Raw genomic sequence first — 26,015 nt, 5'->3', positions numbered from 1 at the left:
TGTCGCCGGGGGCCGGCAGGAGCGTCAGGCCGAGGCCGGAAGTGCCGGGAGATGCGCCTCGTCAGCCCAGCCCACCAGGTGCAGCCGGCCGCCGGAAACCATCAGACGGTTGATGGCGGCATTGCCCAGGCGCCAGCTGCGGGCGGCCTGGAAGTCCAGTCCCAGGGCTGCCCGGTACAGGCAGTCCAGGACCCCACCGTGTGTCACCAGCAGCAGGGTCTGGCCCGCATGGGCCGCCGCCAGTTCGCGCACCACCGCCAGCACGCGCTCGCTGAACACCCGCAGGGACTCGCCGCCGGGCGCCGCGAAGTCAGGGTCCCGTGACTTCCAGCGCTGCAGCGCCTCCGGCTCGCGCGCTCCAAGCTCGACCCAGGTCTGCCCCTGGAAGTCGCCGAAGGAGCGCTCGCGCAGCCCGGCATGCCAGCGCACGGGCAGGGTGCGCTGCAAGAGCAGGGGGGCCAGGGTCTGGCGGCAACGCTGCAGATCGCTGCAGACCACCTGGTCCAGACCCTCGTCCTGCAGGGCCGCGGCCAGGGCCAGAGCCTGGGCCTGGCCCAGCGGGTTCAGGTCGATGTCCAGCTGGCCCTGGATGCGCCCCTGCGCATTCCAGTCGGTCTGTCCGTGGCGAACGCAGACCAGCCGGGTGACCTCATCCAGTCCGTCCATGGGCCTTCAGCCTTGCCAGATGACATCGGCCCGCTCGGCCTCGCTCAGGCGCAGCATGTCCAGCAGGGGCCACACCCGCTGCCTCAGGGTGATGCCCTGGCGCCGGGGCGGCGGCTCGCCCTGGGCTTCGGCCTCAGCCACCAGGGCGGCGAATGCGGCCTCGTCGGCCTCCACGGCGGCCAGCAGGGCCTGCTGCGCCGCGGGGAGGTCAGCCACCTCGATGATGCCCTGCTGCGCCGGCTCGCGGCGCAGGGCTTCGAGGACCTGGCGGGCGGCATCAGGCAGGTAGATCACATCGGCCGCAGCCTTGGACTTGAATCGATACATGGGGCCCCCGGCGCGGCGCTGGCGCAATCAAGAGTGGAAAGCAGTGGGCCTATTGTGGACCTCGCGCACGCGGGATCAGCCGACCCCACCCTGAACGAGGCGAATGGCCGGGCGCTCGGTCCCCCAGACCCGGGTCTCGAAGGCGGCCAGATCCAGGGCCGGCGAGAAGAGATAGCCCTGGTATTCATGGCAGCCGGCCTCGCGAAGGAAGTCGCGCTGGGCCTCGTTTTCCACCCCTTCGGCGATGACCTGCAGGCCCAGCGCCCGCCCCATCTGGGCCACGGCGCGGACGATGCCCGCATCGCTGGCGTCCGCCGGCAGCCCCTGGACGAAGCTGCGGTCGATCTTGAGCCGCTGGATGGGGAAGCGCTTGAGGTAGGCCAGGCTGGAATAGCCAGTGCCGAAATCGTCGATGGACAGGCAGACGCCCAGCTCGGCCAGGGCCTGCAGCCGGCGCAGGGCTTCGTCGGCATCCCGCAGCAGGATGGACTCGGTGAGCTCCAGCTCCAGCAGATCCGGCGGCAGACCGGCCGACTTCAGCACCTCGCGAACGGTGTCCACGAACTGCCCCTGCTGGAACTGCAGGGCCGACACATTCACCGCGACCGGCATGCGGCGCCCTTGCTGCCACCAGCGCTGCGCCTGCGCCACTGCCTCATGCAGCACCCAGTCGCCGATGGCCACGATGAAGCCGCTCTCCTCGGCCACCGGGATGAACTCGACCGGCGACACTTCGCCGCGCAGCGGATCCCGCCAGCGGATCAAGGCCTCGGCACCGATCACCTGGCCGCTGGCCAGGTCCAGCTGGGGCTGGTAGTGCAGGCGAAAGCGCCTGTCCAGCAGGGCCTGGCGCATGGCGTGATCCAGGCGCATGCGGGCCAGGAGGTCCACATCCTTGCGCGGCTGGTGGAACCGGAACCCCGCCCGCCCGCTGTCCTTGACGCCCTGCATGGCGCGCTCGGCGCTGGACGTCAGCTCGTCCAGCGATTCGCCGTCGCCCGGAAACAGAGCGATGCCGATGCTGGCGGTCACGGTGAAGCTGAGGGCATCGAAGCCGAAGGGCCGGCCCATGGCCTCCAGCACGCGCCGCGCCGTGTGCTCGGCGCCGCGGGCGTCGGCCTCATGGATCAGGAGCGCGAATTCGTCGCCCGAGAGCTTGGCCACGGTGTCCACCTCGCGCAGGCAGTCGCGCAGGCGCTGCGCCACTTCGCGCAGCACGCGGTCGCCAAAGGCATGGCCGAGCGTGTCATTGATCTGTTTGAAGCGGTCGAGGTCGACGAAGAGCATCGCGAAGCCCGAGTGCTCGCGCTTGGCGATCGCGCGGGCGTACTCCACCCGCTGCGACAGGGCGCGCCGGTTGGGCAGCCCGGTGAGCATGTCGGTGTGTGAAAGCTCCTCGATGCGCTGGCTGGCCGCCAGCTGGTCGCTGAGATCGCGGAAGGAGAACACCCGGCCCACGGGGCGCTGCCGGCTCCACTGCGGCAGCGAGACGCGCTCCAGCACGCGACCGTCCAGCAGCTGGATCACATCGCTGCTCTGCAGCAGCGGGGCGTCCAGCAAGGCCGCCAGACGTGCGGCATAGGCTGCACCATCCGGCACGCTGCGCCGCATCCAGGCCTGCACGGCCGCATCGTCGCGCTGCTGCAGCAGGTCTTCGGGAATGCCCCAAAGCGTGGCGAAGCGCTGGTTGAAGTTGCGCAGGCGCCCGGCCAGGTCGGTTACCAGGATGCCATCGGCCGTGGACTCCAGCGTGCTGCGCAGGTCCACCAGCAGGGCCTCGCGCTCTTCCTCACCGCGGCGCTGGGCGCTGAGGTCCCGCATGCTGACCACCCACAGGGCGCGCCCGAGCGGATGGGCGCTGTCCGCCTGCACGAGGCGGGCCCTGCGGTCCACCCAGAGGGTGTGGCCGTCGGCATGGCGCATGAGCGTCTCGGTGTGGAGCTCCTCGCAGGCACCGCCCGCGACCTCGCTCCAGAACAGCAGGTCCTCCGGGGTGACGCACAGGGACTCGATGCGCCGCCCGACCAGCTGCGTCGATGACAGCCCCAGCAGTTGCCGGGCCGCCTCGTTGGCTTGCAGCACCGTCAGGCCATGGGCATCCACCAGCCAGACAGCCTCCTGCAACGCGTCCAGCAGGCCGCGATGGTGCGAGGCATCCAATGCACTGGGAATCGACTCATCCGCCTGGCCCGCCTGCGTCTCCCGCCGGGGCGGTCTCACACCGACACCTCTCCCGACGGCATGGCGGCGGCAGACTCGAAGAAATACGCCACGCGCGCACGCGGGCTGAGGTAGTCCAGCGAGGCGCGAGGCAGTGCACCGGGCTTGAGGCTGCGGCGGATGCCCAGGTCGGGATGGTCTTCCAGGTTGACGATCAGCGCCTCTTCGCGCGCGACCTTGGCGTCATGCACCATGACACGCGGCTTCAGCGGACGCGAGGAGTTGACGGCCACGACCAGCGCATAGCGGTCGTCCGTCAGCTGCACGGTCGACCCCGGGGGATAGACGCCCATCATGCGGATGAAGGCGTTGAGCATGGTGGCGTCGAAGCGGTTGCGCCCTTGCGCGAACATCAGGGACAGGGCCTCATGCGGCGTCATGGCCTTGGAGACCAGCAGCGGGTTGCACAGCCCATCGAAGCGGTTGACCAGGGCCACGATGCGCGAGGCTGCGCTCATGCGGTCCACGTTGATGCGCTGCGGGAAGCCCGAGCCATCCGCGTTCTCATGATGCTGGGCGATCACCAGCAGCGGCCCGGCAGCGAGGTCCATCTGCTTGGCCAGGGCCACGCCCTTGACCACATGGGTCTGGTAGACCTGGCTCTCGGCGGAGGTGAAGCTCTCGTCCCGATGGCGCAGCCGCGGCGGCAGCTCGAGCTTGCCGATGTCGTGCAGCAGGGCGCCCACACCCAGGTCCATCATCTCTTCGCGCCCCAGGCCGAAGGCACGGCCCAGCAGCAGGGAAATGATGGACACATTCAAGGCGTGCGCCGTGCCACGGTCGCCGGCGCCTTCGTTGAGCAGGCGGATGTTGAGGTCGCCCTCGACCAGCATCTTGTCCAGCAAGGCGCTGACCAGCGCGGTGGACTGGTCCCGCGAATTGACAGGCTCGCGGGGGACAAGGTCGACGATGTTCTTGAAGGCCGCGGCGGCCTCGGCGTACTGCTTTTCGCACAGCGACAGTGCCTCGCGCTGGGCGGCCAGCGCCCGGCGATGAGCGTCCTTGAGCTGCTGTTCTGGGCTGAGGGCCGGATTGCTCGGCTCCGCCACGACGGGGGCCGGTGGCGCATCGTCGGGCAGTTCGCTCTTGCCAGGACTCCAACGCACTTGCTTGAGACCCAGGCGGCGCAGCACCAGCAGCTGGTCTTCCGAGCTCAGCTTGAAGCTGCTCAGCGGAAAGGGGTGCGACATCCAGCCCAGGTCCAGATGGATGAACATCCCGACCTTCAGCTGGGCCACGTCAATCAGCGGATCTGTTGCGTTGTCCTTCATGCGTGTCCTACGCCCTGTTCCTCCGGGGGCGCCCTCTTGCGATGCATCGGCCGCGGGTCCGGAGAACTTGAGCGACGCACTGGGGAACTTTACACGGACGGATACACCTCGCTGACGTATGTGCGCCAACAGGCCTGCGCTTGACTGGAAAGATCGCACAGGCCTAGCATGTTCATTTGATGAACGAATGTTCTATTAAAGAACTTTTCGAATCAAGCTATCGTCAAGATCACCCATCATCCCGGCGGCCGGCGAAGCAAGCCCGGCTCACGACCCAGCACACTCGAGGACCCCATGAAGACTGCCTATCTCTGCGACGGCCAACGCACGCCCTTCGGCCGCTACGGCGGCGCGCTCGCCAGCGTGCGCGCCGATGACCTGGGCGCCCTGCCCATCAAGGCCCTCATGGCCCGCCACCCCCAACTGGACTGGCAGGCGCTGGAAGATGTCTTCTACGGTTGCGCCAACCAGGCCGGGGAGGACAACCGCAACGTCGCCCGCATGGCCGCCCTGCTGGCCGGCCTGCCGATCAGCGCACCGGGCGTCACGCTCAACCGGCTGTGCGGCTCGGGCCTGGACGCCGTGGGCAGCGCCGCGCGCGCCATCAAGGCCGGGGAGGCGGACCTGCTGATCGCCGGCGGCGTGGAGAGCATGAGCCGCGCCCCCTTCGTGATGCCCAAGGCCGACGCCGCCTTCTCGCGCCAGAACGCGGTCTATGACACCACCATCGGCTGGCGCTTCATCAACAAGCTGATGAAGAGCCAGTACGGCGTCGACTCCATGCCCGAGACCGCCGAGAACGTGGCGCGCGAGTTCGGCATCGAGCGCGAGGCCCAGGACCGCATGGCCCTGGCCAGCCAGAAGAAGACGCTGGCCGCCCAGCAGGCCGGCTTCTTCGACGCCGAGATCTGCCCGGTCGAGATTCCCCAGAAGAAGGGCGAATCCCTGTGGGTGCGCCAGGACGAGCATCCCCGCGACACCAGCCTGGAGGCGCTCGCACGGCTCAAGGGCGTGGTGAGCCCCGAGGGCTCGGTGACGGCCGGCAATGCCTCCGGCGTCAACGACGGCGCTGTGGCGCTGCTGATGGCCAGCGAGACCGCCGTCCAGCACCATGGCCTGACGCCCCGCGCCCGGGTCGTGGCCATGGCCACGGCGGGCGTTGCGCCGCGCATCATGGGCATCGGCCCGGCTCCGGCCACGCAGGCGGTGCTCGCCCGTGCCGGGCTCAGCCTGGACCAGATGGACGTGATCGAGCTGAACGAGGCCTTTGCCGCCCAGGGGCTGGCCGTGCTGCGCCAGCTGGGCCTTCAGGATGACGATCCCCGCGTCAACCCCAACGGCGGCGCCATCGCCCTGGGCCATCCGCTGGGTGCCAGCGGTGCCCGCCTGGCGCTCACCGCCGCCAACCAGCTCCAGCGCACGGGCGGCCGCTACGCTCTGTGCACCATGTGCATCGGCGTCGGCCAGGGCATCGCGCTCGTGCTCGAGCGGGTCTGAGCGCACCTGGGGGCGCCCCGGCACCCACCAGGCGTTCACCAGACGGACACCATACGGACGCTCTGCGAACGCTTTCGCCCAGCCCTCCCCCATTGGGCTGGTCGCCCGGACAGCTGCGCGGCCCGGGATCGTGTGATACTGGCTCCGACGGGGCCATATATCACACATATGTCGAAAGTCATATGCGTACGTTCAAGGCCCCTCCCGAGACTTGCCGGCAGAAAAGAAGCAAGACAGGGGGATGATCCGCAACCCGGTGCCGTGAGGTGTCTGGGGCCCGCTCGAAGCGACCTGCGCCAGGCCGTCAGATGCGTGCGCCTTGAAATCACCAAACTGGTGCATAGATGTGCGCTCGTCGCCCAGTTCTTGCGAAGTCGTCACACGTTGTAGTGACAGACTTCTATAGTCGGCGCTTGAATTGATCGCGCTCAGACCACTTTGGGCGCCCATCGGACCCTGGAACGCCATGTCTGCTGCTCGCGCCCTTGATGATCTCGCCTCCGTCGCAGTGCCGCCCAGTTCGGCCGCCACTGTCTCTCAGGAACCACAGACGCCGCTGAAACGCGACCTCGTGGCCGGCCTGGAGAAGGGACTGGCCGTGATCGAAGCCTTCGATCAGGAACGTCCCCGCCTCACCATCAGCGAGGTGGCCGCCCGCACCGGCCTCACCCGTGCGGCCGCCCGCCGCTATCTGCTGACCCTCAGCTACCTGGGCTTCGTGTCCCAGGACCGCAAGATGTTCGCGCTCACGCCCAAGGTGCTGCGCCTGGGCCAGAGCTATATGCACTCGGCACGCCTGCCCCGCATCGTGGAGCCCGAGCTGCACAAGCTGGCCTTTGCGCTCAAGGAAGCCAGCGCTGCCGGGGTGCTGGATGGCAATGACGTGATCTGCATTGCCGCCACCAGCGCCGGCCGTGTGCTGTCCCAGCACTTGCAGTCCGGCGGTCGCGTCCCGGCCTACTGCTCCGCCAACGGCCGGGCCCTGCTGGCTGCGCTGGCGCCGGAAGACGCCGACGCCTGGATCGCCCGCCAGACGCTGGATCCGGTCACCCCCCACACCATCACCAACCCGGACCGGCTGCGCACCGAGGTTGCCCGCGCCCGGACCCTGGGCTACGCCAGCGTGGACCAGGAACTCGAGCTCGGCCTGCGCACCCTGGCGGTGCCGCTGAAGAACTACCGTGGCGATGTGGTCGCCGCCCTCAACATCTCCATCCACGCCTCGCGCATGAGCATGGAGCAGCTGGTCGAGCATGCTCTGCCGCCCCTGCTGCAGGCGCAGCAGCACCTGCGCATGCTGCTCTGAACGGGCGGCTCCGCGCCCCGCCGTGAAAAAGCCGCCTCGAGGGCGGCTTTTTCATTTGCGGCGGCTGACGCTCAGTCGGCCCACAGGCGATGCCGCAGCAGCGGACTGACGCGGTAGCGCTCGTTGCGGCAGGCCTCAAAGAGCGCGTCCAGGGTCTCGACCACGGGCGCGACGCCCAGCTGTGCCAGCCACTCGAAGGGCCCGGCCGGGTAGTTGACGCCCAGCTTCATGGCCTGATCGGCGGCGGCCTCGTCGCAGACGCCCTGCCAGACGGCATCTGCGCCCTCGTTGACCAGCATGGCCAGCGTGCGGGCGACCACCAGGCCGGGCGCGTCGCGCAGGACCAGCGGGGCCCAGCCCAGGGCAGCGAAGAGCCGCAGCGCCTGTTCACGGCCGGCCTCGCTGCAGCGCGGGGCGAAGGCCAGCGCCAGGGCCTCGGTGCGCGGGCCCTGGATGGGCCAGTCGATCACGGCCAGCTCGGCATGGCCTGTCTGCCTTGCGAGTTCGGCGGCGCAGCGGCCGGTGCTCATGCGCAGTTGCAGCGCCCCCATCACCAGGCCCGCCCAGCTGGACTGCAGCTGGCGCTCGAAGGCGACCCCGGCGGCTTCCAGGGCTTGTGCCAGGCCGTCGACCAGCGCACCGCTGCCCAGCAGCTGCACGGGCGGCAGGGCCGCGGCGCCCTGGCGCTCCACGGGGGTCGGCGCCACGGGCACGCCCTCATAGAAGCCCTTGCCGACCTTGCGGCCCAGGCGTCCGCCGTCCACCAGGGCCTTCTGGACCAGGGAGGGCATGTAGCGCTTGTCACCGAAGTTGGCCTCGAAGACGGACTGGGTCACCAGGAAGTTGGTGTCATGCCCGATCAGGTCCATCAGCTCACAGGGTCCCATGCGGAAACCCACCGCACGCAGGGCGCGGTCCAGCTGCGCGGGCGTGCCGGCCTGCTCCAGCAGCAGGGCCAGGGTCTCGGCGTAATAAGGGCGGGCGATGCGGTTGACGATGAAGCCAGGCGTCGACTTCGCATGCACGGGCGCCTTGCCCCAGCGCCGCGAGAGTTCGTAGATGGCTTCGGCCACAGAGGCCTGCGTCTCCGCCCCGGACACCACCTCCACCAGCTTCATCAGCGGCACGGGATTGAAGAAGTGCATGCCCACCAGGCGGCCGGGACGCTGCATGCCATTGGCCAGCGCGGTGATGCTGATCGACGAGGTGTTCGAGGCGATCAGCGCGTCCGGCCCCAGCAGGGCGTCCAGCTCGCGCAGCAGGGCCTGCTTGGGCTCCAGCTTTTCGATGATGACCTCGACCACCAGGGCCGCGCCGGCCAGCTCAGCCAGGGCCGACACCGGCTGGATGCGCGCCAGCACGGCCTCGCGCTCGGCCGCCTCCATGCGCCCCTTGGTCACCAGGCCTTCCAGGGCCTTGGCGATCTGACCGTGCGCGGCGGCGGCGGCGCCTTCACGGACGTCCATCAGCCGCACCGGATGACCGGCCTGGGCCGCCACCTGGGCAATGCCCGCGCCCATCACGCCGGCGCCGATGACGCCGATCAGGGCTTCGGCGGCGGGCTTGCTCGCCACCGCCCATTGCTGGACCTCGCTCATGCGCCCTCCCCTTGCGGCACCCAGGGCGCCGGACGCTTGGCCATGAAGGCGGCAAAGCCCTCGCGAGCCTCCTCGCCCACGCGCACACGGGAGATGGTCTGGGCCGTGAGCTCGCGCACCTCCTCGGTCACCGGGCCGACGCCGAGCTGGCCCAGCAGCTGCTTGATCTCGGCCTGGGCCTGCGGGCCGTTGGCCAGCAGCTCGCTCAGCCAGCGCTCCAGGGCTTCGTCCAGGGCCTCGGGTGCCACGACCTCATGCACCAGCCCCAGGGCCAGCGCTTCAGTGGCGGGGATGCGGCTGCCGGTCAGGGCCAGGCGGCGCGCCTGGCGGCTGCCCACGGCATTGACCACATAGGGGCCGATCACGGCCGGCAGAATGCCGAAGCGCGCCTCGCTCACCGCGAAGCGGGCGTCCTGGCTGGCCACGGCGATGTCGCAGGCCGCCGTCAAACCGACGCCGCCGCCCAGGGCCACGCCCTGCACGCGGGCAATGGTGGGCTTGGGGCAGGACTGGATGCGGTACAGCATGGCCGCGAAACGCCGCGCATCCTGCAGGTTCCATTCCTGGCTGGCCTGGGCCGCGCGCTGCATCCACTGGATGTCAGCGCCCGCGCTGAAGGCCTTGCCGGCGCCGGCCAGCACGATGACGCGCACCTTGGGGTCGGCCGTCAGCCGCTCGAAGGCCTGGTCCAGCTCGCCGATCATCTGCTCGTTGAAGGCGTTGAACACCTCCGGACGGGTCATGGTGACGCGCGCCACGCCGCGGGCGTCCACCGCAATATGCAATGTCTCCACCGTGAAACTCCTTGTAATGAACGAAGTATCGCAGCGCAGCCGCCCGCGGCTCGGCGAGGGCAGAATTCCGCCATGCGCACGCCGAGCCCCTTGACGCCGAGCCCGCCCTTCCTCCAGCCGCTCATGCTGGACGGCGAGTCGCTGCGCATCGAATCCCAGTGGCTGGGTGAGGCTCAGGAGGCGAGCCAGCCCCTGCTGGTCTTCCTGCACGAGGGCCTGGGCTCGCTGAGCCAGTGGCGCGATTTCCCTGCGCGGCTCTGCGAAGCCCTCCAGCTGCCCGGACTGGTGTTCTCGCGCCCGGGCTATGGCCACAGTACGCCACGCACGGCGCCTTGGCCGCCAGACTATCTCCAGCGCCAGGCACGCGGCCTGCTGCCGGCCTGCTTCGAGGCCCTGGGCCTGACCGACCACCCCCTGCTGCTCTTCGGCCACAGCGACGGTGCCAGCCTCGCCCTGCTCTACGCGGCCCATGCACCGCAGCAGGTGCGAGGCGTCGTGGCGATGGCTCCTCATCTGTTCGTGGAGCCCATCACCCTGCTGGGCCTGCATGCCGCCAGGACCGCCTACGAACAGGGCGACTCCCTGCGCAAGGCCCTGGCCCGCCATCACGCCGACACCGACTCGGCCTTCTACGGCTGGAACGACGCCTGGCTGCGCCCCGGCTTCGAGGACTGGAACATCGAGGCCGAGCTGCAGGGCCGCCTTCAATGCCCCGTGCTGGCGGTGCAGGGCGTGCACGACGAATACGGCAGCCTGCGCCAGATCGAGGCCATCGCCGAGCTGCACGCCGACACCCGCCTGCTGGCCCTGCCGGACTGTGGCCACAGCCCGCACAAGGACCAGCCCGAGCGGCTGATCGCCCACATGCAGGACTGGCTGGCGAGCCTGGCCTGAGCCGCCCGGCCTGGCATCGATCGCAGCCAGCAGCCGTTCACGTCACCCCGCCGACAGTTCGTCGCAGGCACCTGGAAGACCGGGGAGCCGGCGCGCACACTCCTCCCATCGACAAAGCCATGAGGCCCGCCAGCACCCAGACGCCAGAGAGGAATGCCATGAAAGCCGCCACCAAGACCCTGCTCACCGCCCTTCTTGCCATCGCCAGCGCCGCGTCCCTGACGCTCGCCCAGGCCGATGCCACGGGTGGTCAGCCCTGCCTGGGTGCGCCGGCCATGCAACTGCCCTCGCTGAGCCTGGCACAGGCTTCGGCCGCACACGAAGCGGCTGCGCAGGCCTGATCCGGCCGGCCCATCGATCCCGATCCAGCGCGCGGCCCTGCGGCCGCCTGCTTCCCCTGTCCTCCCTTCAGCCCGGCCACCGCCGGGCGTTTTTTTGGGCCCATGAAAAAGGCCGCCCGGAGGCGGCCTTGGCTGGGCGGCGGGATGCCGTCCTCGCTTACCAGATGCGGATCCGCTCCTCGCTGGGCTTGAACATCTTGTCGCCCTGCTTGGTGCCGAAGGCCTGGTGGAAGCCGTCGTGGTTGATGGCCGCGCCATTCGCACGGTATTCGCCAGGCGAGTGCGGGTCGATCACCAGCAGCTGCAGCAGGCGCTGCTCGCGGGCCTTCACGCGCCAGGACTGCGACCAGCCCAGGAAGAAGCGCTGCTCGCCGCTGTAGCCGCCGATGGCCGGCGCAGCCTGGCCGGCCAGGGAGCGCTGGTAGGCCTTGAAGGCGATCTGCAGGCCGGAGAGGTCGGCGATGTTCTCGCCCAGGGTCAGCTGGCCGTTGACATGCTTGCCGGGGATGGGCTCGTAGCCGTTGTACTGCGAGACCAGCTGGGCGGTGATGCTGTCGAAGGCCTTGCGGTCCTCCGGGGTCCACCAGTTGCGCAGCACGCCGTCGCCGTCGAACTGGCTGCCCTGGTCGTCGAAGCCATGGCTGATCTCGTGGCCGATCACGGCACCGATGGCGCCATAGTTCACGGCGTCGTCGGCGTTCATGTCGAAGAAGGGCGGCTGCAGGATGGCGGCCGGGAACACGATCTCGTTCTGCGAGGGGTTGTAGTAGGCATTGACTGTCTGCGGCGTCATGCCCCATTCCTTGCGGTCCACGGGCTTGTCGGCCTTGGCGGCCATGCGCAGCCACTCGTTGCGGCCGGCGCGCTGGTTGTTGCCCAGCGCGTCGCCGGCCTTCACGACCAGGCGGCCGTAGTCACGCCAGCTCTCGGGGTAGCCGATCTTGGTCATGTACTTGGACAGCTTGTCCTGCGCCTGGACCTTGGTGGCCGGCGACATCCAGCTCAGGCCGTCGATGGAGTCCTTGTAGGCGGCCAGCAGGTTGGCGACCAGCTTCTCCATGCGGGCCTTGGCCTCGGGCGGGAAGTGACGGGCCACGTAGATCTGGCCGATGGCCTCGCCCAGGGCCATGTTGACTTCTGCCACGCCCTTCTGCCAGCGCGGCAGCTCGGCCTTCTGGCCGGACAGGGCCTGACCATGGAAGGCGAAGGAGGCGTCACGCAGCGCCTTGGGCAGCACGCTGGCATAGCTGTCCAGGGTGCGGGCCTTCAGGTAGAGCTTCCAGTCGGCCAGCGGTGCCTCGCCCAGCAGCTTGGCAATGCCCTGCACGGCGCTGGGCTGCATGAGGGACACGGTGTCCAGCTTGGGCAGGCCGGCGGCCTGGAACAGAACGGTCCAGTCCAGCTGCGGCGCCTGGCTGGCCAGCTCGGTCACGCTGAGCGGGTTGTAGGTCTTGACCGGGTCGCGGTTCTCGACGTTGCTCCAGTGCAGCTGGGCGATCTTCTCTTCCAGGGCGTAGATGCGCTGGGCCGCGGCGGCGGCGTTCTTCTCGCCCGCGAAGCCGGCCAGCTGCTGCAGATAGGCGAGATAGGCCTTGCGGGCGTCGCCCATGCGGGCGTCGTCCTTCAGCAGGTAGTAGTCGCGGTCGGGCAGGCCCAGGCCGGCCTGGACCAGGGTCAGGCGGTTCTCCTGGGGCTTCTTGGCGTCGGCATCGACGTACATGGCGATGGGCGTGGCCACCTCGCCCTGCACCTGGCCGATCCAGCGGGTCAGGTCGGCGACCGACTTCAGGCCGTCAATCGCCTTCAGATGCGGCTGCACGGGCTTGAAGCCGGCGCGGTCGATGGCAGCGGTGTCGACGAAGGCGGCGTAGTAGGTGCCGATCTTGAATTCATTGCTGCCTGCCGCCTGCTTGCCCTTGGCCAGCTCCTCGACGATGGCGCGCACGCGGGCGTCCGACATGTCGCGCAGCAGCACGAAGGTACCGAAGGAGGACTTGTCCGCCGGGATCTCGGTGCGGCCCAGCCAGCCGCCGTTGGCCGCCAGGAACAGGTCGTCCTGGGCCCGCACGGCGGGATCGTAGTTGGGCAGGTCGAGCCCATGGTTGTGGGGGGCGGCAAAGGCGGCACCGGCCAGCTGGATCATCAGCGCCAGGGCGCCCAGTTTGAAGGTCGACTTCATGGACTCTCTCTCGGCCCCTTCGCGCTCCTGACGCTCGAGGCCCGTTGTAGATCTTAGGGATGGACGAAAGGGCGAAAGCATACGTGCTGCGCCATGCCCGCCCAAAAGTCAGTCACCCGTGAAAGCCCTAGCCAAGGACCGAAAACCCCGCAGGCGCGGGCCGGGTCAGCCCGGACACGGCCCCGCCGCGCCATGGCCTTCGACACTGTGCGGTCCCGGGCTGCGGCCGCACCATGGCGCCACCTGACTCATCCGAACAAGGCGCGGGCCATGTCCTTCACTTCCCTGCTGCTGTGGTTGCTGCTGGCGCTGATCTGCTGGCCGCTGGCCCTGCTGGCACTGCTTCTGTGGCCCCTGGTCTGGCTGGTGCTGCTGCCTTTTCGGATCCTGGGCTTCGCGGTCGGGGGCGGCCTGGCGCTGATCCAGGCCCTGTTCTACCTGCCGGCACGGCTGCTCGGCTGGCGCGGCTGATCAGCCCTGCATCAGGCCATCCACCACCATCAGCGTGGTGTCGCAGCGGCGGGCCAGGTCAGGGTTGTGGGTGACGAAGAGCACCGCCGTGCCGTGATCGCGGTTGACGTGGCGCAGCAGCTCGAACACGGCGTCCGCGCTCTTGCTGTCCAGGTTGCCCGTGGGTTCGTCGGCCAGCAGCAGGGCCGGCTGCATGGCCAGAGCCCGGGCCACCGCCACGCGCTGCTGCTGCCCGCCGGAGAGGCGCGCCGCCGGCGTGTCCTTCCACGGGCTCAGGCCCACGCTCTCGAGCAGGCCCAGGGCGCGCTGCTCGGTCGCAGCATCCGGAAATCCCTTGAGCCCGACCATGGGCAGCATCACGTTCTCCAGCGCGCTGAAGGCGCCGATCAGGTGGTGATACTGGAAGACGAAGCCGATGGTGTGGCCGCGCAGGCGGGTCAGCGCGGCGTCGTCCATGGCCGTCGTTTCCTGGCCCTGGATCAGCAGCTGCCCCTGCGTCGGCCGGTCCAGCAGGCCCACGATGTTGAGCAAGGTGCTCTTGCCCGAACCCGACGGGCCCATGACGGCGGAGAACTGCCCCGGCATCAGGCGCAGGTCGATGCCATGCAGCACCTCCACCTCGGTGGGCAGGCCCACATTGAAGGACTTGCGCACCTGGCGCAGCTCCACGACAGGGGTCAGCGCTTCATCCACGGATGGCCACCACAGGGTCAAGACGCGCCGCGCGCAGAGCCGGCGCCAGCGCGGCCAGCAGGCCGGTCAGCGTGGCCAGGCCCAGGGCCGTCAGGTAGAGGGAAGGTTCGAAGCTGATGGTGAACATGGGGCTGCCGTCCGGCGTCTTGGCATAGCCCAGCCACAGCTTCAGCGCGACGGAGCCCACGATGCAGCCGATCAGCGCCCCGCCCAGCCCCAGCAGGCCCCCCTGCAGCAGGAACACGCGCATGACCTGACCCCGCGAGATGCCCATGGCACGCAAAATGCCGATCTCCTTGGAGCGCTGCACCACCGAGACCACCAGCACGCTGGCGATGCCGAAGGCCACCGACAGGCCCACGAAGAAGCGGATGGCCGTGTTGGCTGTGCTCTGCGACTGCACGGCGCTGAAGAACTGCGCATTGGTCTTGATCCAGCTGTCCGCCTGCACCGGTGCCAGGGCGGCAATGCGCTGGGCCACGCGCTCGGCAGCGTAGACGTCGTGCACGGTGAGGTCGATGCTGGTCACGCCGCCGGCATAGCCCAGCAGACTCTGCGCGCTGTGCAGGGACACGAAGCCGGTGCGCTGGTTGGCGCCCTTGTTGCCCAGGTCCAGGATGCCGGCGATCTCGAAGGTGTTGGCGGCTCCGCTGGCGGCGCTGACCCGCAGCTTGTCGCCCACGCTCAGGCCGAGGTCGTTGGCCAGCTCGATGCCGATCAGGATGTCCGTGGCGCCCAGCCGGGCCCGGCCCTTCACGATCTTGTCGCTGAGGCTGACGATGCGGTCGTAGTGCTCCAGCTCCACGCCGTTGAGGCTCAGGGAGCGGCTGGTGTCGCCGCGCTGGATCAGGGTCGAGCCACTGACGGTGGGCGACACCACCTTCACGTCCGCCATGGCCCGCAGCTGCATCAGCAGGGACTGCCATTGGTCGATGGACTTGAGCCGCTGCAGCGGCGCCTGCACGGTGGTGGCGAAGGCTGCGTCGCCCGCAGCGTGCAGCACGCGCACCTGCTCCTTGGGCGGCAGCAGCTGCACATGCGGCTGGGCCGTCAGCACCCGCCGCACGAGGTTGGCCTGCAGCCCCGCCAGCAGAGCCGACATGAAGACGATCACCGCCACGCCGATGGACACGCCGACGATGATGAAGAGACTCTGCATGCGCCCTTCCCGCAGGAAGCGGGCCGCGACGATCCACTCGAAGGGCTGCCAGCGCGCCAGGGCCATGCTCAGGCCCCGCGCAGGTGTTGGCCGGGCTTCCAGCCCTGCTCCGGCGCCAGCAGCACGCGCTCGCCGGCCTTGAGCCCCTGCAGCACCTCGACGAGGCCACCGGCCCGCAGGCCCAGGCGCAGTTCACGGCGCTGCAGCCGGTCGTCGGCATCCAGCACCCAGACCCAGGGTTGCGTCGACTCGGGCTGCAGCACGGCCTCCATGGGCAGGCTCAGGGCCTGCGGACGCCGGGCCACCTCGATCTCCACCGAGACCGTCATGTCCTGGCGCAGGTAGGCCGGCGGCTTGGGGACGGCCAGCTTGACCTCCACCGAGCCGCGCTGCGCATCCACGCCAGGGCTGATTTCGCTGACCCTGGCCTCGAAGCGCTGCTCCGCATAGGCATCGGCCGAGGCCAGGGCCGGCTGGCCCGCCTGCAGCAGGCCCAGGTTGCGTTCGTCGATCTGGGCGACCAGCTCGCTGGCACCGCCGGGCGCCAGCAGCAGCAGCACCTTGCCGGCCTGCACCACCTGCCCCGGCTCCACGCTGCGGTTGACGATGACGCCGGCCACCGGTGCCTTGAGGCTCATGTACTCCAGCCTTGCCTGGGCCGCGAGGGCGCTCGCACGGGCCTGCGCCAGGGTGCTGCGGGCCAGGGCCAGGTCCGCGCCCTGCGGATCGCCGGACTGGCGCTGCAGCGTGGCTGCACGGGCCTGGGCCTCGGCGACCTGCAGCGCCCGGCTGGCCTCGTCCAGGGCGGCCTGGCCGATGAAACCCTGACGGAACAGGTCCGCCTGGCGCGCATGCTGGGCCCGGATCTGCGCCAGGTTGGCCTGCGCCTGCCGTTCGGTCTCACGAGCGGCAGGGGCCTGCACCTCCAGCAGCTGGCGCAGCCGGGCCTCGGCCTGCTGGACTGCCAGCTCGGCCGCCTGCCAGTTGGCCTGCGCCTCGCTGGATTCAAGGCTCAGCAGCAGCTGACCCGCTTCCACCGACTGCCCTTCCTCCACCCGCACCTGGCGCACCGTGCCCGTGAGCTGGGCGCCCAGCTCAACGCGATGCGGCGCCTGCACGCGGGCACTGGCCACCACCGTGCGCACCAGCTCGCGGGGCTGCACCTGCTGCCAGCGTGCCGCCGGCCCCTCCCAGTTGCGCCAGGCCCAGGCCAGGGACAGCAGGGCCAGGGCGCCCAGGGGCAGCATGACTTTCCAACTCCAGCGCATGTGAGGGCACTTCCGTTCGAAGGGTGATGCAGCCATTGTCGAAACAAGCGGGCCGCCGGCGGCTTGACAAAGCTCAAGCCCCGCGTGACGGCAGCGTAAAGAAATGCTGCCTCGCCGGGGTGGCTTGGGGCATGATGGCCCGATGACTGGCGCCTGCGCCCTCCTCCACCCCTTGCCCGCAGAGGCCTTCGCCGCCTGGCTGGATGGCGCCATCGCGCGCCTGGCCGACTATCTGCAGGCCAGCGGGCGCGCCACACCGGAGCAGGCCCTGGCCCAGGCGCGGCGCAGCCATGCCGAGCTGCTGCCCCAGGGGCTGCAGACGCCCGGCCACCACGTCTTCGAGATTCATGCCGCACGCGGCGGTGTCGTCGGGCAGCTGTGGCTTCATGCGGGGCCGTCCGGACGGGCTCATCTCTATGACCTGTTCATCGACCCGCAGCATCGCCGCCAGGGTCATGCCCGGCGGGCGCTGCAGGCCCTGCTCGACCAGGCCGCGCAGCTGGGCGCGCAACGGCTGGGCCTGAACGTGCTGGCGGACAACGAGGCCGCCCGCGGGCTGTACGAGCAGCTGGGCTTCCAGGTCCACAGCCTGCAGATGAGCCGCGCGCTGCCCATTTCAGGATCATGAGGGAGCGCCCGGGGGCTGCGCGTACAGTTGGCAGGCGAGACTGGCGTCTGAAACCAGCCGCCCCGAGCTGTTGAGGAGGGTCACACTTGCATCGCCCGCATGAGCCATCCAGCCCTGCGGCAGGAACGCCGGCCGAGGCCGCCAGCGTCAAGCTGCCCGCGCTCGCCCGGCAATGGCTGGACCAGCTGCCCGAGCTGGTGTGGCTGGCCAATGCCCAGGGCCAGCTCGGCGCCTGCAGCAGCCCGCTGCTCGCCTACGTGGGACGGCCCGAGGCCGAGCTGATCGCCCAGGGCTGGCGCTGCTTCATGCCGGCCGAGGAGCTGGCCACCCTCGCCCAGGCCTGGCCGACGCGGCAGGCGCTCAACGTCGACCTGCGCCTGCGCAATGCCAAGGGCGAGCTGCGCTGGCATCTGTGCCTGGCCCGTCCCCTGCTCGACAGCGATGGCAGCCTGCAGGGCTGGATGGGCTCCTTCATCGACATCGACGCCCGCAAGCGCAGCGAGACCCAGCTGCGCGAAACCGACGCCGTCTGGAAGCTGGCCCTGGAGAGCACGGGGGACGGCGTCTGGGACTGGCGCATCGACGAAGGCATCGAGACCTTCTCGCCGCGCTACCTGCAGATGTACGGCTACGACCCCGACGAGATTGCCGAACGGCCCGAGTCCTTCGACCGGCTGACCCATCCGGACGACGTGCCCGCCATGGAACGCGACCGCATGGAGCACTTCGAAGGCCGCACGCCGTCCTACGTCAACGAGCACCGCGTGCGCTGCAAGGACGGCAGCTGGAAGTGGGTGCTGAGCCGGGGCATGGTCATCGCGCGCGACGACCTCGGCCGCCCGCTGCGCATGGTCGGCACGCACACCGACATCACGGCCCGCAAGGAGGCCGAGGTGCTGATCTGGCAGCAGGCCAACTTCGACCCGCTCACCGGCCTGCCCAACCGGCGCATGCTGCGCGACCGCCTGGAGCGCGCCATCCGGCGGGCCCGCGAACAGGGCACGCAGCTGGCCGTGCTCTTCATCGACCTCGACCATTTCAAGGAAGTCAACGACACCCTCGGTCATGGCAAGGGCGACTTGCTGCTGCAGCAGGCCGCCCAACGCATCCGCGACAGCCTGCGCCCGGCCGACGTGGTTGCACGCATGGGCGGCGACGAGTTCACCGTGCTGCTGAGCCCCGTGTCGGGCCACGAGGAGATCGAGTCCATCGTGCAGCTGCTGATCGAGCGCGTGGCCAGCCCCTTCCGGCTGGAGGGCGAGCGAGCCTTCGTCTCGGCCAGCGTGGGCATCAGCCTGTTCCCCGATGATGGCGAGCATATCGAGGCGCTGTTCAAGCACGCGGACCAGGCGCTCTACGTGGCCAAGGACGCCGGCCGCAACCGCTATGCCTACTTCACCCCCGCGCTGCAGCGAGCGGCCCAGAACCGCATGCGCCTGGGCAACGACCTGCGCGACGCGCTGGCGGCGGAGAACCTGCAGGTGGTCTACCAGCCCATCGTGGACCTGCGGCGGGGCCGGGTCTGCAAGGCCGAGGCCCTGGTGCGCTGGCACCATCCGGAGCGCGGGCCGGTGTCGCCGGCCGAGTTCATCCCGATCGCCGAGAGCAGCGGGCTGATCCTGGAGATCGGCGAATGGGTGTTCCGCCAGGCCGTGCGGGACGTGCAGCGCTGGCGGGCCGAGATCGACGAGCAGTTCCAGGTCAGCGTCAACAAGTCGCCGGTGCAGTTCCATAGCGAGTCCGGCATGCACACGCGCTGGCTGCGCCAGGTCGTCGAGGCCGGGCTGCCGGGGGATGCGGTGTCCCTGGAGATCACCGAGGGCCTGCTGCTGGAAGGCGGTGACGGCGCCAGCCAGCAGCTGATGGCGCTGCGGCGCGCGGGCTTCAGCGTCGCGCTGGACGACTTCGGGACGGGCTATTCCTCGCTGTCCTATCTGCAGCACTATGAGATCGACTGCCTCAAGATCGACCGCGCCTTCGTGCACGAGCTGGAGCCCGGCAGCAAGGCCCTGGCCCTGTGCAGGGCCATCATCACCATGGCCCACGAGCTGGGCATGAGCGTGGTGGCGGAAGGCGTGGAGACGGCGCAGCAACGAGACCTGCTGGCCTCCATCGGCTGTGACCTGGGGCAGGGCTTCTTCTTTGCGCGGCCCATGCCGGCGCAGGCCCTGGAGGCCTTGCTGCGGCAGCAGCGGGGGGAGCAAGACCTGACCCCGGAGTGAGCCGGGGACGCCCGGCGCTGCAGCGCGCGCTTGCCGGCAGAGATCAAAAATCGGCCCCGGAAAACGCAAAGGCCAGCACTTGCGTGCTGGCCTTTTTGTTTGGTGCCCAGGAGAGGACTCGAACCTCCACGGAGTTACCCGCTAGTACCTGAAACTAGTGCGTCTACCAATTCCGCCACCTGGGCTTTGCTTCGTTGCTGTTTAAGCAGCGAAGACCGCTACTATAGCATCAGATTTTTGGATTACCAGGGACTTTTGAAAAAATTTTCAAAAATCTCCGCGTCGCCCCACCTGCAGCGGCCGCAGCGCCCCGTGGCCGCCGCCTAACCGCCGCCTAATCGCCACCTAACCTCCGCCTGACTTCAGGGCTGCGGCGCCGGGCCCCATTGCGTATGGGCCAGCAGGGCCTGCGGATCCAGGCTGCGCTGCAGGCTGCCGCTGAGGGCCAGCACCGCAGGATCGCTGTGCCGCCAGTAGGCCTGCTGCAGCTGCGGACCCACGCCGTGCTCCGCGCTGATGCTGCCGCCATGGGCACGCACCAGCGCGTAGACGCCCTCGCGCAGGGCGGCCTCGTCCAGGGGCATCTCTCTGGGCCAGACCAGGTTGAAGTGCAGGCCGCCGTCGCCCAGGTGGCCGAAGTCCGCCAGCCGGGCTGCAGGAAACCGGGAGGCCAGCCAGCGGCGGCCGGCTTCGCGGAAGGCCATGAAGCGTGCGCGAGGCAGGGACAGGTCGAAGCCCACCACCTTGCCCTGGCGGCGCAGCCCCTCGCTGATGTGATGGCGCAGGTGCCAGCAGTCGGCGTCGGCGCCCAGCACGGCATCGACCACGGCCTCGCCGAATTCGTCCTCCAGCAGCTGCTGCAGCAGGGCCTGCAGGTCCAGCTGCCCTGCGCTCAGCTCGCTGGAGAGTTCCAGCAGCAGGGCGTAGTCCGGCAGCTGCCCGCCGAACCAACGCTGCGCATCGTCCGGGCTGCCCAGGGCTGCGGCGAAAGCCTCGCGCGAGATTGCCTCGAAGGCCGAGACCAGGCCGGGATAGCGGGCCATCACCCGCTGGTAGAAGGGGAAGACGTCGTCCAGGCGGCGAGGCGCGATCATCGCGACGGCCTGCTGGCGCGGCAGTGCGGCCAGACGGAACGTGGCCTCCAGCACCAGGCCCAGCGCGCCGGAAGCCCCGATGAAGAGCTGGTGCAGGGCCAGCTGGGCGTTGTCCTTCTGCAGGCCCTGGCCCAGCTGCACGATCCGCCCGTCGGCCAGCGCCACGCGCAGCGCCAGCGTGTTGGCGCGCACATCGCCGTAGCGCAGCATCCGTGTGCCGCCGGTGTTGTGCGACACCAGTCCGCCCACGCTGGGATCGGCGCTGAGGTCGATGGGCAGCATCAGGCCGTGCGGGGCGAGGCGCTCATTGAGCTCGGACAGGCGGAAGCCCGCCGAGACGCGCAGCGTGCGGTCCCAGGCATCGAACTCGAAGACCTCGCGCAGGCGCTCGGTGGAGAGCAGCACCTCGCGTTCGGCGTCGTCCGGCGTGCCGGCGCGCACCAGTCCGGTGTGGGCGCCCTGCGGCACCACCCGCAGGCCATGGGCTGCGCACAGGGGCAGCAGCTGCGCGGCCTCCTGCGCGCTGCCGGGCCGCAGCAGGGCCGCGGCACGGCCCGGCGCGTAGCGTGCAGGCTCCAGGTAGCGTGGCTCAATGGATGAGCCAGGCACGACCTGACCCTCACCGCAGATCGTGGCGGCGGCGCGCAGGAAGTCGGCGCACGGGTGGGTGGCGTTCAGCACGCCACCGCCTCCTCCGTCGCCGCGCCGGCCGTCATCTTGAAGATGCCGGTGGCATTGGCCGCATCGAAGCGCAGGTCCAGCTTGTCGCCTTCGCGTCCACGCTGGATGAACTCGTAGAAGGAGCCCGGCACCTCCATGCCGACGACACGTCCCTCGCTGAGGAACTCGCGGCGCACCTGGGCGGCGCGGAAGGCCGTCTGCAGCACGCGGCCCGAGGCCGAGACCTCGATCCGGTCCTTGATGGGGCGTCCCAGGGCCTTCTGCGTCGCGGCCAGCGCGTTGAGGTCGACCACGCGGTCCGTCGCGTGATTGAAGGCATTGCCCTCGGTGGCGATCCAGGCCATCTCGGCAGACTCCAGCAGCAGGGCCTGGTAGTCCTCCAGCGGGAAGAGGCCGTGCTGGCGGTCGAAGCAGCGGATCATGGCCGGCAGCAGCTGCAGCGCGGCGGGCCAGGGCAGGCAGCGATCGCGCGCCAGCTGCTCCAGCAGGGCCATGTCCGAGGGCTGCAGCGGGTCGCGCGAGGTCGACAGCACGCGCGTCACGGCCGCCTGGAAGCCCTTGGAGAAGAGCTCGGGATGCAGCTCGGAGACGAAGAACTGGGCGATGTCTTCCGGGTGGTCCGCATGGCACCAGGCGCGGCCCGTCATCTTCAGCTTGGGCAGCGGATAGGGCGAGGCCAGCTCGAAGCCCAGCGGGCGCAGCACGCGGGTGATCGCCGCCTCGCCGGGCGGCAGCGCGCCGCTGGGCCAGGCGACGGTGCGCAGGGCGCCGTGGTCGAAGACCAGCTTCTGGCCCGCACGCTGCTGGTCCGCCACATAGGCCGCCGCCGCCGGCACGCGCAGCGTCACGTCACGGAACAGCGCCATGTTCAGCGCCTGCGCCAGCTCGGCGCGCGACACCGTCTCGCCCGCCGGCTTCAGCAGGGCAGGCGCCACCTCCAGCTGCGCGAAGGTCTCCCGCGCCGCGTTCTCCCCCATCGCACTCGCCAGCAGGCGATACAGGGCCGTGTCCATCATGTCCAGCACTCCAAAACAATCGATTCAGGCAAGGCTCCGCCCAGCCTGCTTGCAGCAGGCCGGCAGAGCTCAAAATGATTCAGCGCGGTGGCGAAGCCCACCGCCCCCAACGGCGCCCGAGGATCCGGCTCTGCCGGGCCTACGGGTGGCCTTGCAGGCCGCGTCGGACCTGCGGGTCCGGCTCCTCGCCGGGAGGGGGGTTAAACGTCAAACCTTACGCCCTGGGCCAGGGGCAGCTCGCGCGAGTAGTTCACCGTGTTGGTGGTGCGGCGCATATAGGCCTTCCACGCGTCGGAGCCCGACTCGCGGCCGCCGCCGGTTTCCTTCTCGCCACCGAAGGCGCCACCGATCTCGGCGCCCGAGGTGCCGATGTTGACGTTGGCGATGCCGCAGTCCGAGCCCGAGGCCGAGACGAACAGCTCGGCTTCACGGATGTCATTCGTGAAGATGGCCGAGGACAGGCCTTGCGGCACGTCGTTCTGCAGCGCGATGGCTTCGTCCAGGGTCTTGTACTTCAGCGTGTACAGGATGGGCGCGAAGGTCTCGTGGCGCACGATCTCGGTCTGGGCCGGCATGCGGACCAGGGCCGGCACCGCGTACCAGGCGTTCGGCAGCTGATCCGCCAGGGCGCGTTCACCGCCGCTGACCTGGCCGCCCTGCTCGCGGGCGGCGGACAGGGCCGCCTGCATGCCGTCGAAGCTGGCCTTGTCGATCAGCGGGCCGATCAGGGTGCCGGCTTCCAGCGGGTTGCCGATGCGCAGCTGGGCGCGGGCCTTGTCCAGGCGCGCCACCAGTTCGTCATGGATGCTTTCATGGGCGATCACGCGGCGGGTGGTCGTGCAGCGCTGGCCGGCCGTGCCGTAGGCGCCGAAGAGGATGCCGCGCACGGCGAGTTCCAGGTCGGCGCTGGGGGTCACGATGATGGCGTTGTTGCCGCCGAGCTCCAGCAGGCAGCGGCCGAAGCGCGCGGCCACGCGCGGGCCCACGGCACGGCCCATGCGGGTCGAGCCGGTGGCGGACACGAGCGCCACCTTGGGGTGGTCGACCATGGCCTCGCCGACGGCCGCGCCGCCGTTGAGCAGCTGCGACAGATTCGCCGGGGCCTTGTGGCCGGCGGCCACGTAGCGGGCGACGGCCTTCTCGAACAGGGCCTGCGTGGCCAGGGCCGTCAGCGGGGTCTTCTCGGAGGGCTTCCACAGGCAGGTGTCACCGCAGACCAGGGCCAGGGCCGAGTTCCAGGCCCACACGGCCACGGGGAAGTTGAAGGCCGAGATGATGCCCACCACGCCCAGGGGCATGTACTGCTCCATCATGCGGTGGCCGGGGCGCTCGCTGGCGATGGTCAGGCCATGCAGCTGGCGCGAGAGGCCGACGGCGAAGTCGCAGATGTCGATCATCTCCTGGACTTCGCCCTCGCCTTCGCTGGCGACCTTGCCGGCCTCGATCGAGACCAGGCGGGCCAGGTCGATCTTGTGCGTGCGCAGCTCCTCGCCGAAGAAGCGCACCAGCTCGCCGCGCTTGGGCGCCGGCACCGTGCGCCACTCGAGGAAGGCCGCATGCGCGCGCTCGACCGCGGCGCGCATGTCCTCGGCGGAGGCCTCATGCACGGCGCCCAGCGAGGCGCCATCGATGGGCGAGCGGACAGACAGGGTGCCGCCCGTATAGGCAGCGGCGGGGACGCCACAGGCGTTCAGCAGATCGGTGATGTTCATTCCGTCATTCTCCAATGCAAGACCCCGGCGACACGCGAATGTGGCCGGGGCTCTGTGTCAATTCATGGCTCTTCGCAGTCCCCCACCCAGCCGCGCGGAGCTCGAGGATCCGGCTTGGCCGGGCCTGCGAGCTCGCCCCCTGGGGGGCTGGCGAAGCCAGTAGGGGGGAAGCCCATCAACCAATGCTTTCGACTTGCCGCGACTGCTGATAGGCCTTGCCGAACTCGTTGGCCAGGAAGGCGGGCAGCTCGACGGCCTCCTGCGGCACGAAGCCCTGCTGCGGCAGCTTGCCCTGGCGGAACAGGTCCACGGCGGCGCAGATGCCGGCGGCGGTGGTGATCTGGATGGCGGACAGCGGGCGGGCGCCGTCACGCTCGGCGAAGATCTTGCGGGCGAAGACTTCCTGCACCAGGCGGCCCTGCTTCATGCCCGAGACGGTCACGAAGACCAGCACCACGTCCTGCATGGTGGCGGGCATGCTCTTGCGCATGATGTCCTTGAGCTTTTCCTGGTCGTTCTTCAGCTGGAGGTCGTCCAGCAGGAACTGCATCAGGTCGCGGTGGCCGGGGTAGCGCACGGTCTTGTAGTCGAGGTTCTGGACCTTGCCGGCCAGCGTCTCGCACAGGGTGCCCAGGCCGCCCGAGGTGTTGAAGGCCTCGTACTCGGTGCCGTCCAGCGAGAAGTGCTCCAGGCCTTCCAGCGGCAGGGCGTCGATCTTGCTGCCATCGTGGATGCACTCGCAGGGGTGGCAGTACTCGTTGATCAGGCCGTCCACCGACCAGGTCAGGTTGTACTTCAGGGCATTGGTCGGGAAGGCCGGCAGCGCGCCGACGCGCATCTTCACGTCCTGCAGGGTGTCGAAGCCCTTGGCCAGGTGGTGGGCCACGATGCCGATGAAGCCGGGAGCCAGGCCGCACTGCGGCATGAAGGCGGTGCGCGAGCCTTCGGCGATGCGCATGATCTCCTTGGTGGCGGCCACGTCTTCCGTCAGGTCGAAGTAGTGGCAGCCCGCTTCCAGGGCCATGTGGGCGGCGGGGATGGCCAGGTGGTAGGGCAGCGCATTCACGATGGCATCGAAGCCGCGCACCATGGCGGCGGCGCCGGGGCCGATCTCCTGCACGGCCTGCACCTTGATGCCTTCTTCGGACAGAGCGCTGAGCGCCTTCTCGTTCTTGTCGAAGACGGTCACGTCATAGTGGCCGGAGTTGCGCAGCAGGCGGGCGATGGTCTCGCCGATGTGGCCGGCGCCGAGCAGTGCGATCTTCATGGAGGTCTCCTCTTTGAATGGGTGCTGAATGGGTGCGTTGGCCCGCAGTCTAGGAAGAGCCCCTGACGAAAGAAAGCGTGAGATCGTCATAAACGGCTATGCTTTCGACGATTCGTCACCTCGTCTTGACGAAAAGCAAAAATCAAGGGTTTCCCAGGAGTCCCGCCATGAGCACCCGCAAGCCGCCCGCCACCGCCGCCGCCAGCACCTTCGCCGCCCCGCGGGACCAGCTGGACCGCGAGCTCATCACCCTGCTGCAGGCCAATGCCCGCGAGAGCACGGCCAATCTCGCGCGCAAGCTGGGCATCGCGCGCACGACGGTGGTGGCGCGGCTGGCGCGGCTGGAGTCGGAAGGGGTGGTGGTGGGCTACACCGTCAAGCTGGGCTCGGAGGCCGCGGACCGTGGCGTGCAGGCCTATGTGGGCATCAGCGTGCAGGCCAAGGCCCAGCGCGAAGTGATCAAGCGCCTGACCCGCCTGCCGGAGCTGCGCCAGCTGGCCTCGGTCAGCGGCGAGTTCGACTACATGGCCCTGCTGCGCGCCGACACCACCATGCGCCTGGACGCCCTGCTGGACGAGATCGGCGAGACCGAAGGCGTGATCAAGACCACCACCTCCGTCGTGCTGGCCCTGCGCGTGGACCGCAGCGCCGGCGGCTGAGCGCGGCCCGTGGAGGCAGCGCCCGCCGTCAACCTGGCATGGGGCTTGCACG

Annotated in this window: 22 protein-coding genes and 1 tRNA gene; 8 read left to right on the top strand and 15 right to left on the bottom strand. The window is 69.5% G+C overall.

What is annotated here, in order from left to right:
* Nucleotides 1-24 precede the first annotated feature (24 nt).
* From O9Y01_RS09445 to O9Y01_RS09430, 4 genes are all read right to left on the bottom strand, one after another.
* Nucleotides 25-666 carry a histidine phosphatase family protein gene (locus tag O9Y01_RS09445; protein WP_269631329.1) on the bottom strand — a complete coding sequence of 214 codons (642 nt, stop codon included), beginning with the start codon at nt 664-666 and terminating at the stop codon, nt 25-27.
* Nucleotides 667-672: 6 nt separating this feature from the next.
* Nucleotides 673-993, bottom strand: a complete 321-nt coding sequence (locus O9Y01_RS09440; RefSeq protein ID WP_269631328.1) for a DUF1840 domain-containing protein — start codon at nt 991-993, stop codon at nt 673-675.
* A gap of 75 nt (nt 994-1,068) precedes the next feature.
* Nucleotides 1,069-3,153 carry a putative bifunctional diguanylate cyclase/phosphodiesterase gene (locus tag O9Y01_RS09435; protein ID WP_269631327.1) on the bottom strand — a complete coding sequence of 695 codons (2,085 nt, stop codon included), beginning with the start codon at nt 3,151-3,153 and terminating at the stop codon, nt 1,069-1,071.
* Between the two features lie 56 nt (nt 3,154-3,209).
* Nucleotides 3,210-4,484: an HD-GYP domain-containing protein gene (locus O9Y01_RS09430; RefSeq protein ID WP_269631326.1), complete on the bottom strand. Its 1,275-nt coding sequence runs from the start codon at nt 4,482-4,484 to the stop codon at nt 3,210-3,212.
* A gap of 294 nt (nt 4,485-4,778) precedes the next feature.
* Here O9Y01_RS09430 and pcaF point away from each other — a divergent pair, with 294 nt between their 5' ends.
* Together pcaF and O9Y01_RS09420 are read left to right on the top strand one after the other, a co-directional pair.
* Nucleotides 4,779-5,981, top strand: a complete 1,203-nt coding sequence (gene pcaF, locus O9Y01_RS09425) for a 3-oxoadipyl-CoA thiolase (RefSeq protein ID WP_269631325.1) — start codon at nt 4,779-4,781, stop codon at nt 5,979-5,981.
* A 466-nt stretch (nt 5,982-6,447) separates the two neighbouring features.
* A complete protein-coding gene (locus O9Y01_RS09420; protein ID WP_269631324.1) occupies nt 6,448-7,287 on the top strand; it encodes an IclR family transcriptional regulator domain-containing protein in 840 nt (279 codons plus the stop codon).
* Nucleotides 7,288-7,358: 71 nt separating this feature from the next.
* On the opposite strand, the gene O9Y01_RS09415 is transcribed toward O9Y01_RS09420, so the two are convergent.
* Nucleotides 7,359-8,885 carry a 3-hydroxyacyl-CoA dehydrogenase gene (locus O9Y01_RS09415; RefSeq protein ID WP_269631323.1) on the bottom strand — a complete coding sequence of 509 codons (1,527 nt, stop codon included), beginning with the start codon at nt 8,883-8,885 and terminating at the stop codon, nt 7,359-7,361.
* On the bottom strand, nt 8,882-9,679 hold the full coding sequence (locus tag O9Y01_RS09410; RefSeq protein ID WP_269631322.1) for an enoyl-CoA hydratase-related protein: 798 nt from the start codon (nt 9,677-9,679) through the stop codon (nt 8,882-8,884). Before O9Y01_RS09410 ends, O9Y01_RS09415 begins: the two co-directional genes overlap by 4 nt.
* A gap of 72 nt (nt 9,680-9,751) precedes the next feature.
* On the opposite strand from O9Y01_RS09410, the gene O9Y01_RS09405 reads away from it, so the two are divergent.
* Together O9Y01_RS09405 and O9Y01_RS09400 are read left to right on the top strand one after the other, a co-directional pair.
* Nucleotides 9,752-10,573, top strand: coding sequence for an alpha/beta fold hydrolase (locus O9Y01_RS09405; protein ID WP_269631321.1), 822 nt, complete (start codon nt 9,752-9,754; stop codon nt 10,571-10,573).
* 158 nt (nt 10,574-10,731) lie between these two features.
* Nucleotides 10,732-10,914, top strand: a complete 183-nt coding sequence (locus O9Y01_RS09400) for a hypothetical protein (RefSeq protein WP_269631320.1) — start codon at nt 10,732-10,734, stop codon at nt 10,912-10,914.
* Between the two features lie 157 nt (nt 10,915-11,071).
* Here the strand turns inward: O9Y01_RS09400 and O9Y01_RS09395 are convergent, their stop codons facing one another.
* Nucleotides 11,072-13,093, bottom strand: coding sequence for a M13 family metallopeptidase (locus tag O9Y01_RS09395; RefSeq protein ID WP_269631319.1), 2,022 nt, complete (start codon nt 13,091-13,093; stop codon nt 11,072-11,074).
* Between the two features lie 270 nt (nt 13,094-13,363).
* Here O9Y01_RS09395 and O9Y01_RS09390 point away from each other — a divergent pair, with 270 nt between their 5' ends.
* Nucleotides 13,364-13,564: a hypothetical protein gene (locus O9Y01_RS09390; RefSeq protein ID WP_269631318.1), complete on the top strand. Its 201-nt coding sequence runs from the start codon at nt 13,364-13,366 to the stop codon at nt 13,562-13,564.
* Here the strand turns inward: O9Y01_RS09390 and O9Y01_RS09385 are convergent, their stop codons facing one another.
* The 3 genes from O9Y01_RS09385 to O9Y01_RS09375 are packed head-to-tail and all read right to left on the bottom strand — an operon-like array spanning nt 13,565 to nt 16,663.
* The gene (locus tag O9Y01_RS09385; RefSeq protein ID WP_269631317.1) at nt 13,565-14,257 is read right to left on the bottom strand and encodes an ABC transporter ATP-binding protein; all 693 of its coding nucleotides are present in this window, start codon (nt 14,255-14,257) and stop codon (nt 13,565-13,567) included.
* Nucleotides 14,250-15,482: an FtsX-like permease family protein gene (locus O9Y01_RS09380; RefSeq protein ID WP_269631316.1), complete on the bottom strand. Its 1,233-nt coding sequence runs from the start codon at nt 15,480-15,482 to the stop codon at nt 14,250-14,252. The genes O9Y01_RS09385 and O9Y01_RS09380 overlap by 8 nt, the downstream gene beginning before the upstream one ends.
* A 2-nt stretch (nt 15,483-15,484) precedes the next feature.
* Nucleotides 15,485-16,663, bottom strand: a complete 1,179-nt coding sequence (locus O9Y01_RS09375) for an efflux RND transporter periplasmic adaptor subunit (protein WP_269631315.1) — start codon at nt 16,661-16,663, stop codon at nt 15,485-15,487.
* 163 nt (nt 16,664-16,826) lie between these two features.
* Between O9Y01_RS09375 and O9Y01_RS09370 the strand changes: the two genes are divergently transcribed.
* Complete coding sequence (locus tag O9Y01_RS09370) at nt 16,827-17,312, top strand: GNAT family N-acetyltransferase (protein ID WP_269631314.1); 486 nt, start codon at nt 16,827-16,829, stop codon at nt 17,310-17,312.
* 86 nt (nt 17,313-17,398) lie between these two features.
* On the top strand, nt 17,399-19,534 hold the full coding sequence (locus tag O9Y01_RS09365; RefSeq protein WP_269631313.1) for a putative bifunctional diguanylate cyclase/phosphodiesterase: 2,136 nt from the start codon (nt 17,399-17,401) through the stop codon (nt 19,532-19,534).
* Between the two features lie 100 nt (nt 19,535-19,634).
* Here O9Y01_RS09365 and O9Y01_RS09360 read toward each other — a convergent pair.
* The 5 genes from O9Y01_RS09360 to O9Y01_RS09340 form a co-directional block, all read right to left on the bottom strand.
* Nucleotides 19,635-19,719, bottom strand: a tRNA-Leu gene (locus O9Y01_RS09360).
* Nucleotides 19,720-19,896: 177 nt separating this feature from the next.
* Nucleotides 19,897-21,309 (bottom strand): FAD-binding oxidoreductase, encoded by a 1,413-nt coding sequence (locus O9Y01_RS09355; RefSeq protein ID WP_269631312.1) that lies wholly within the window; start codon nt 21,307-21,309, stop codon nt 19,897-19,899.
* A complete protein-coding gene (locus O9Y01_RS09350) occupies nt 21,303-22,322 on the bottom strand; it encodes a 2-oxoadipate dioxygenase/decarboxylase family protein (RefSeq protein WP_269631390.1) in 1,020 nt (339 codons plus the stop codon). Before O9Y01_RS09350 ends, O9Y01_RS09355 begins: the two co-directional genes overlap by 7 nt.
* A 203-nt stretch (nt 22,323-22,525) precedes the next feature.
* Entirely contained in the window at nt 22,526-24,037 is a 1,512-nt protein-coding gene (gene amaB, locus O9Y01_RS09345; RefSeq protein ID WP_269631311.1) for an L-piperidine-6-carboxylate dehydrogenase, read from the bottom strand.
* Between the two features lie 175 nt (nt 24,038-24,212).
* The gene (locus O9Y01_RS09340) at nt 24,213-25,304 is read right to left on the bottom strand and encodes a saccharopine dehydrogenase family protein (protein WP_269631310.1); all 1,092 of its coding nucleotides are present in this window, start codon (nt 25,302-25,304) and stop codon (nt 24,213-24,215) included.
* Between the two features lie 167 nt (nt 25,305-25,471).
* Between O9Y01_RS09340 and O9Y01_RS09335 the strand changes: the two genes are divergently transcribed.
* Nucleotides 25,472-25,963, top strand: a complete 492-nt coding sequence (locus O9Y01_RS09335; protein WP_269631309.1) for an Lrp/AsnC family transcriptional regulator — start codon at nt 25,472-25,474, stop codon at nt 25,961-25,963.
* The last annotated feature ends 52 nt before the right edge of the window (nt 25,964-26,015 follow it).

Origin of the sequence: Pelomonas sp. BJYL3, from assembly GCF_027257975.1 — a bacterium.
GTDB lineage: Bacteria > Pseudomonadota > Gammaproteobacteria > Burkholderiales > Burkholderiaceae_C > Roseateles_B > Roseateles_B flavus.
This window is presented reverse-complemented; position numbering and strand designations above follow the sequence as displayed.

Bases quoted from the DNA above. Each gene is read 5' to 3' on its own strand.
- O9Y01_RS09445 (WP_269631329.1), bottom strand. From the start codon at position 666: ATGGACGGACTGGATGAGGTCACCCGGCTGGTCTGCGTTCGCCACGGA.
- O9Y01_RS09440 (WP_269631328.1), bottom strand. From the start codon at position 993: ATGTATCGATTCAAGTCCAAGGCTGCGGCCGATGTGATCTACCTGCCT.
- O9Y01_RS09430 (WP_269631326.1), bottom strand. From the start codon at position 4,484: ATGAAGGACAACGCAACAGATCCGCTGATTGACGTGGCCCAGCTGAAG.
- pcaF (WP_269631325.1), top strand. From the start codon at position 4,779: ATGAAGACTGCCTATCTCTGCGACGGCCAACGCACGCCCTTCGGCCGC.
- O9Y01_RS09420 (WP_269631324.1), top strand. From the start codon at position 6,448: ATGTCTGCTGCTCGCGCCCTTGATGATCTCGCCTCCGTCGCAGTGCCG.
- O9Y01_RS09415 (WP_269631323.1), bottom strand. From the start codon at position 8,885: ATGAGCGAGGTCCAGCAATGGGCGGTGGCGAGCAAGCCCGCCGCCGAA.
- O9Y01_RS09405 (WP_269631321.1), top strand. From the start codon at position 9,752: ATGCGCACGCCGAGCCCCTTGACGCCGAGCCCGCCCTTCCTCCAGCCG.
- O9Y01_RS09400 (WP_269631320.1), top strand. From the start codon at position 10,732: ATGAAAGCCGCCACCAAGACCCTGCTCACCGCCCTTCTTGCCATCGCC.
- O9Y01_RS09395 (WP_269631319.1), bottom strand. From the start codon at position 13,093: ATGAAGTCGACCTTCAAACTGGGCGCCCTGGCGCTGATGATCCAGCTG.
- O9Y01_RS09390 (WP_269631318.1), top strand. From the start codon at position 13,364: ATGTCCTTCACTTCCCTGCTGCTGTGGTTGCTGCTGGCGCTGATCTGC.
- O9Y01_RS09380 (WP_269631316.1), bottom strand. From the start codon at position 15,482: ATGGCCCTGGCGCGCTGGCAGCCCTTCGAGTGGATCGTCGCGGCCCGC.
- O9Y01_RS09375 (WP_269631315.1), bottom strand. From the start codon at position 16,663: ATGCTGCCCCTGGGCGCCCTGGCCCTGCTGTCCCTGGCCTGGGCCTGG.
- O9Y01_RS09370 (WP_269631314.1), top strand. From the start codon at position 16,827: ATGACTGGCGCCTGCGCCCTCCTCCACCCCTTGCCCGCAGAGGCCTTC.
- O9Y01_RS09350 (WP_269631390.1), bottom strand. From the start codon at position 22,322: ATGGACACGGCCCTGTATCGCCTGCTGGCGAGTGCGATGGGGGAGAAC.
- amaB (WP_269631311.1), bottom strand. From the start codon at position 24,037: ATGAACATCACCGATCTGCTGAACGCCTGTGGCGTCCCCGCCGCTGCC.
- O9Y01_RS09340 (WP_269631310.1), bottom strand. From the start codon at position 25,304: ATGAAGATCGCACTGCTCGGCGCCGGCCACATCGGCGAGACCATCGCC.
- O9Y01_RS09335 (WP_269631309.1), top strand. From the start codon at position 25,472: ATGAGCACCCGCAAGCCGCCCGCCACCGCCGCCGCCAGCACCTTCGCC.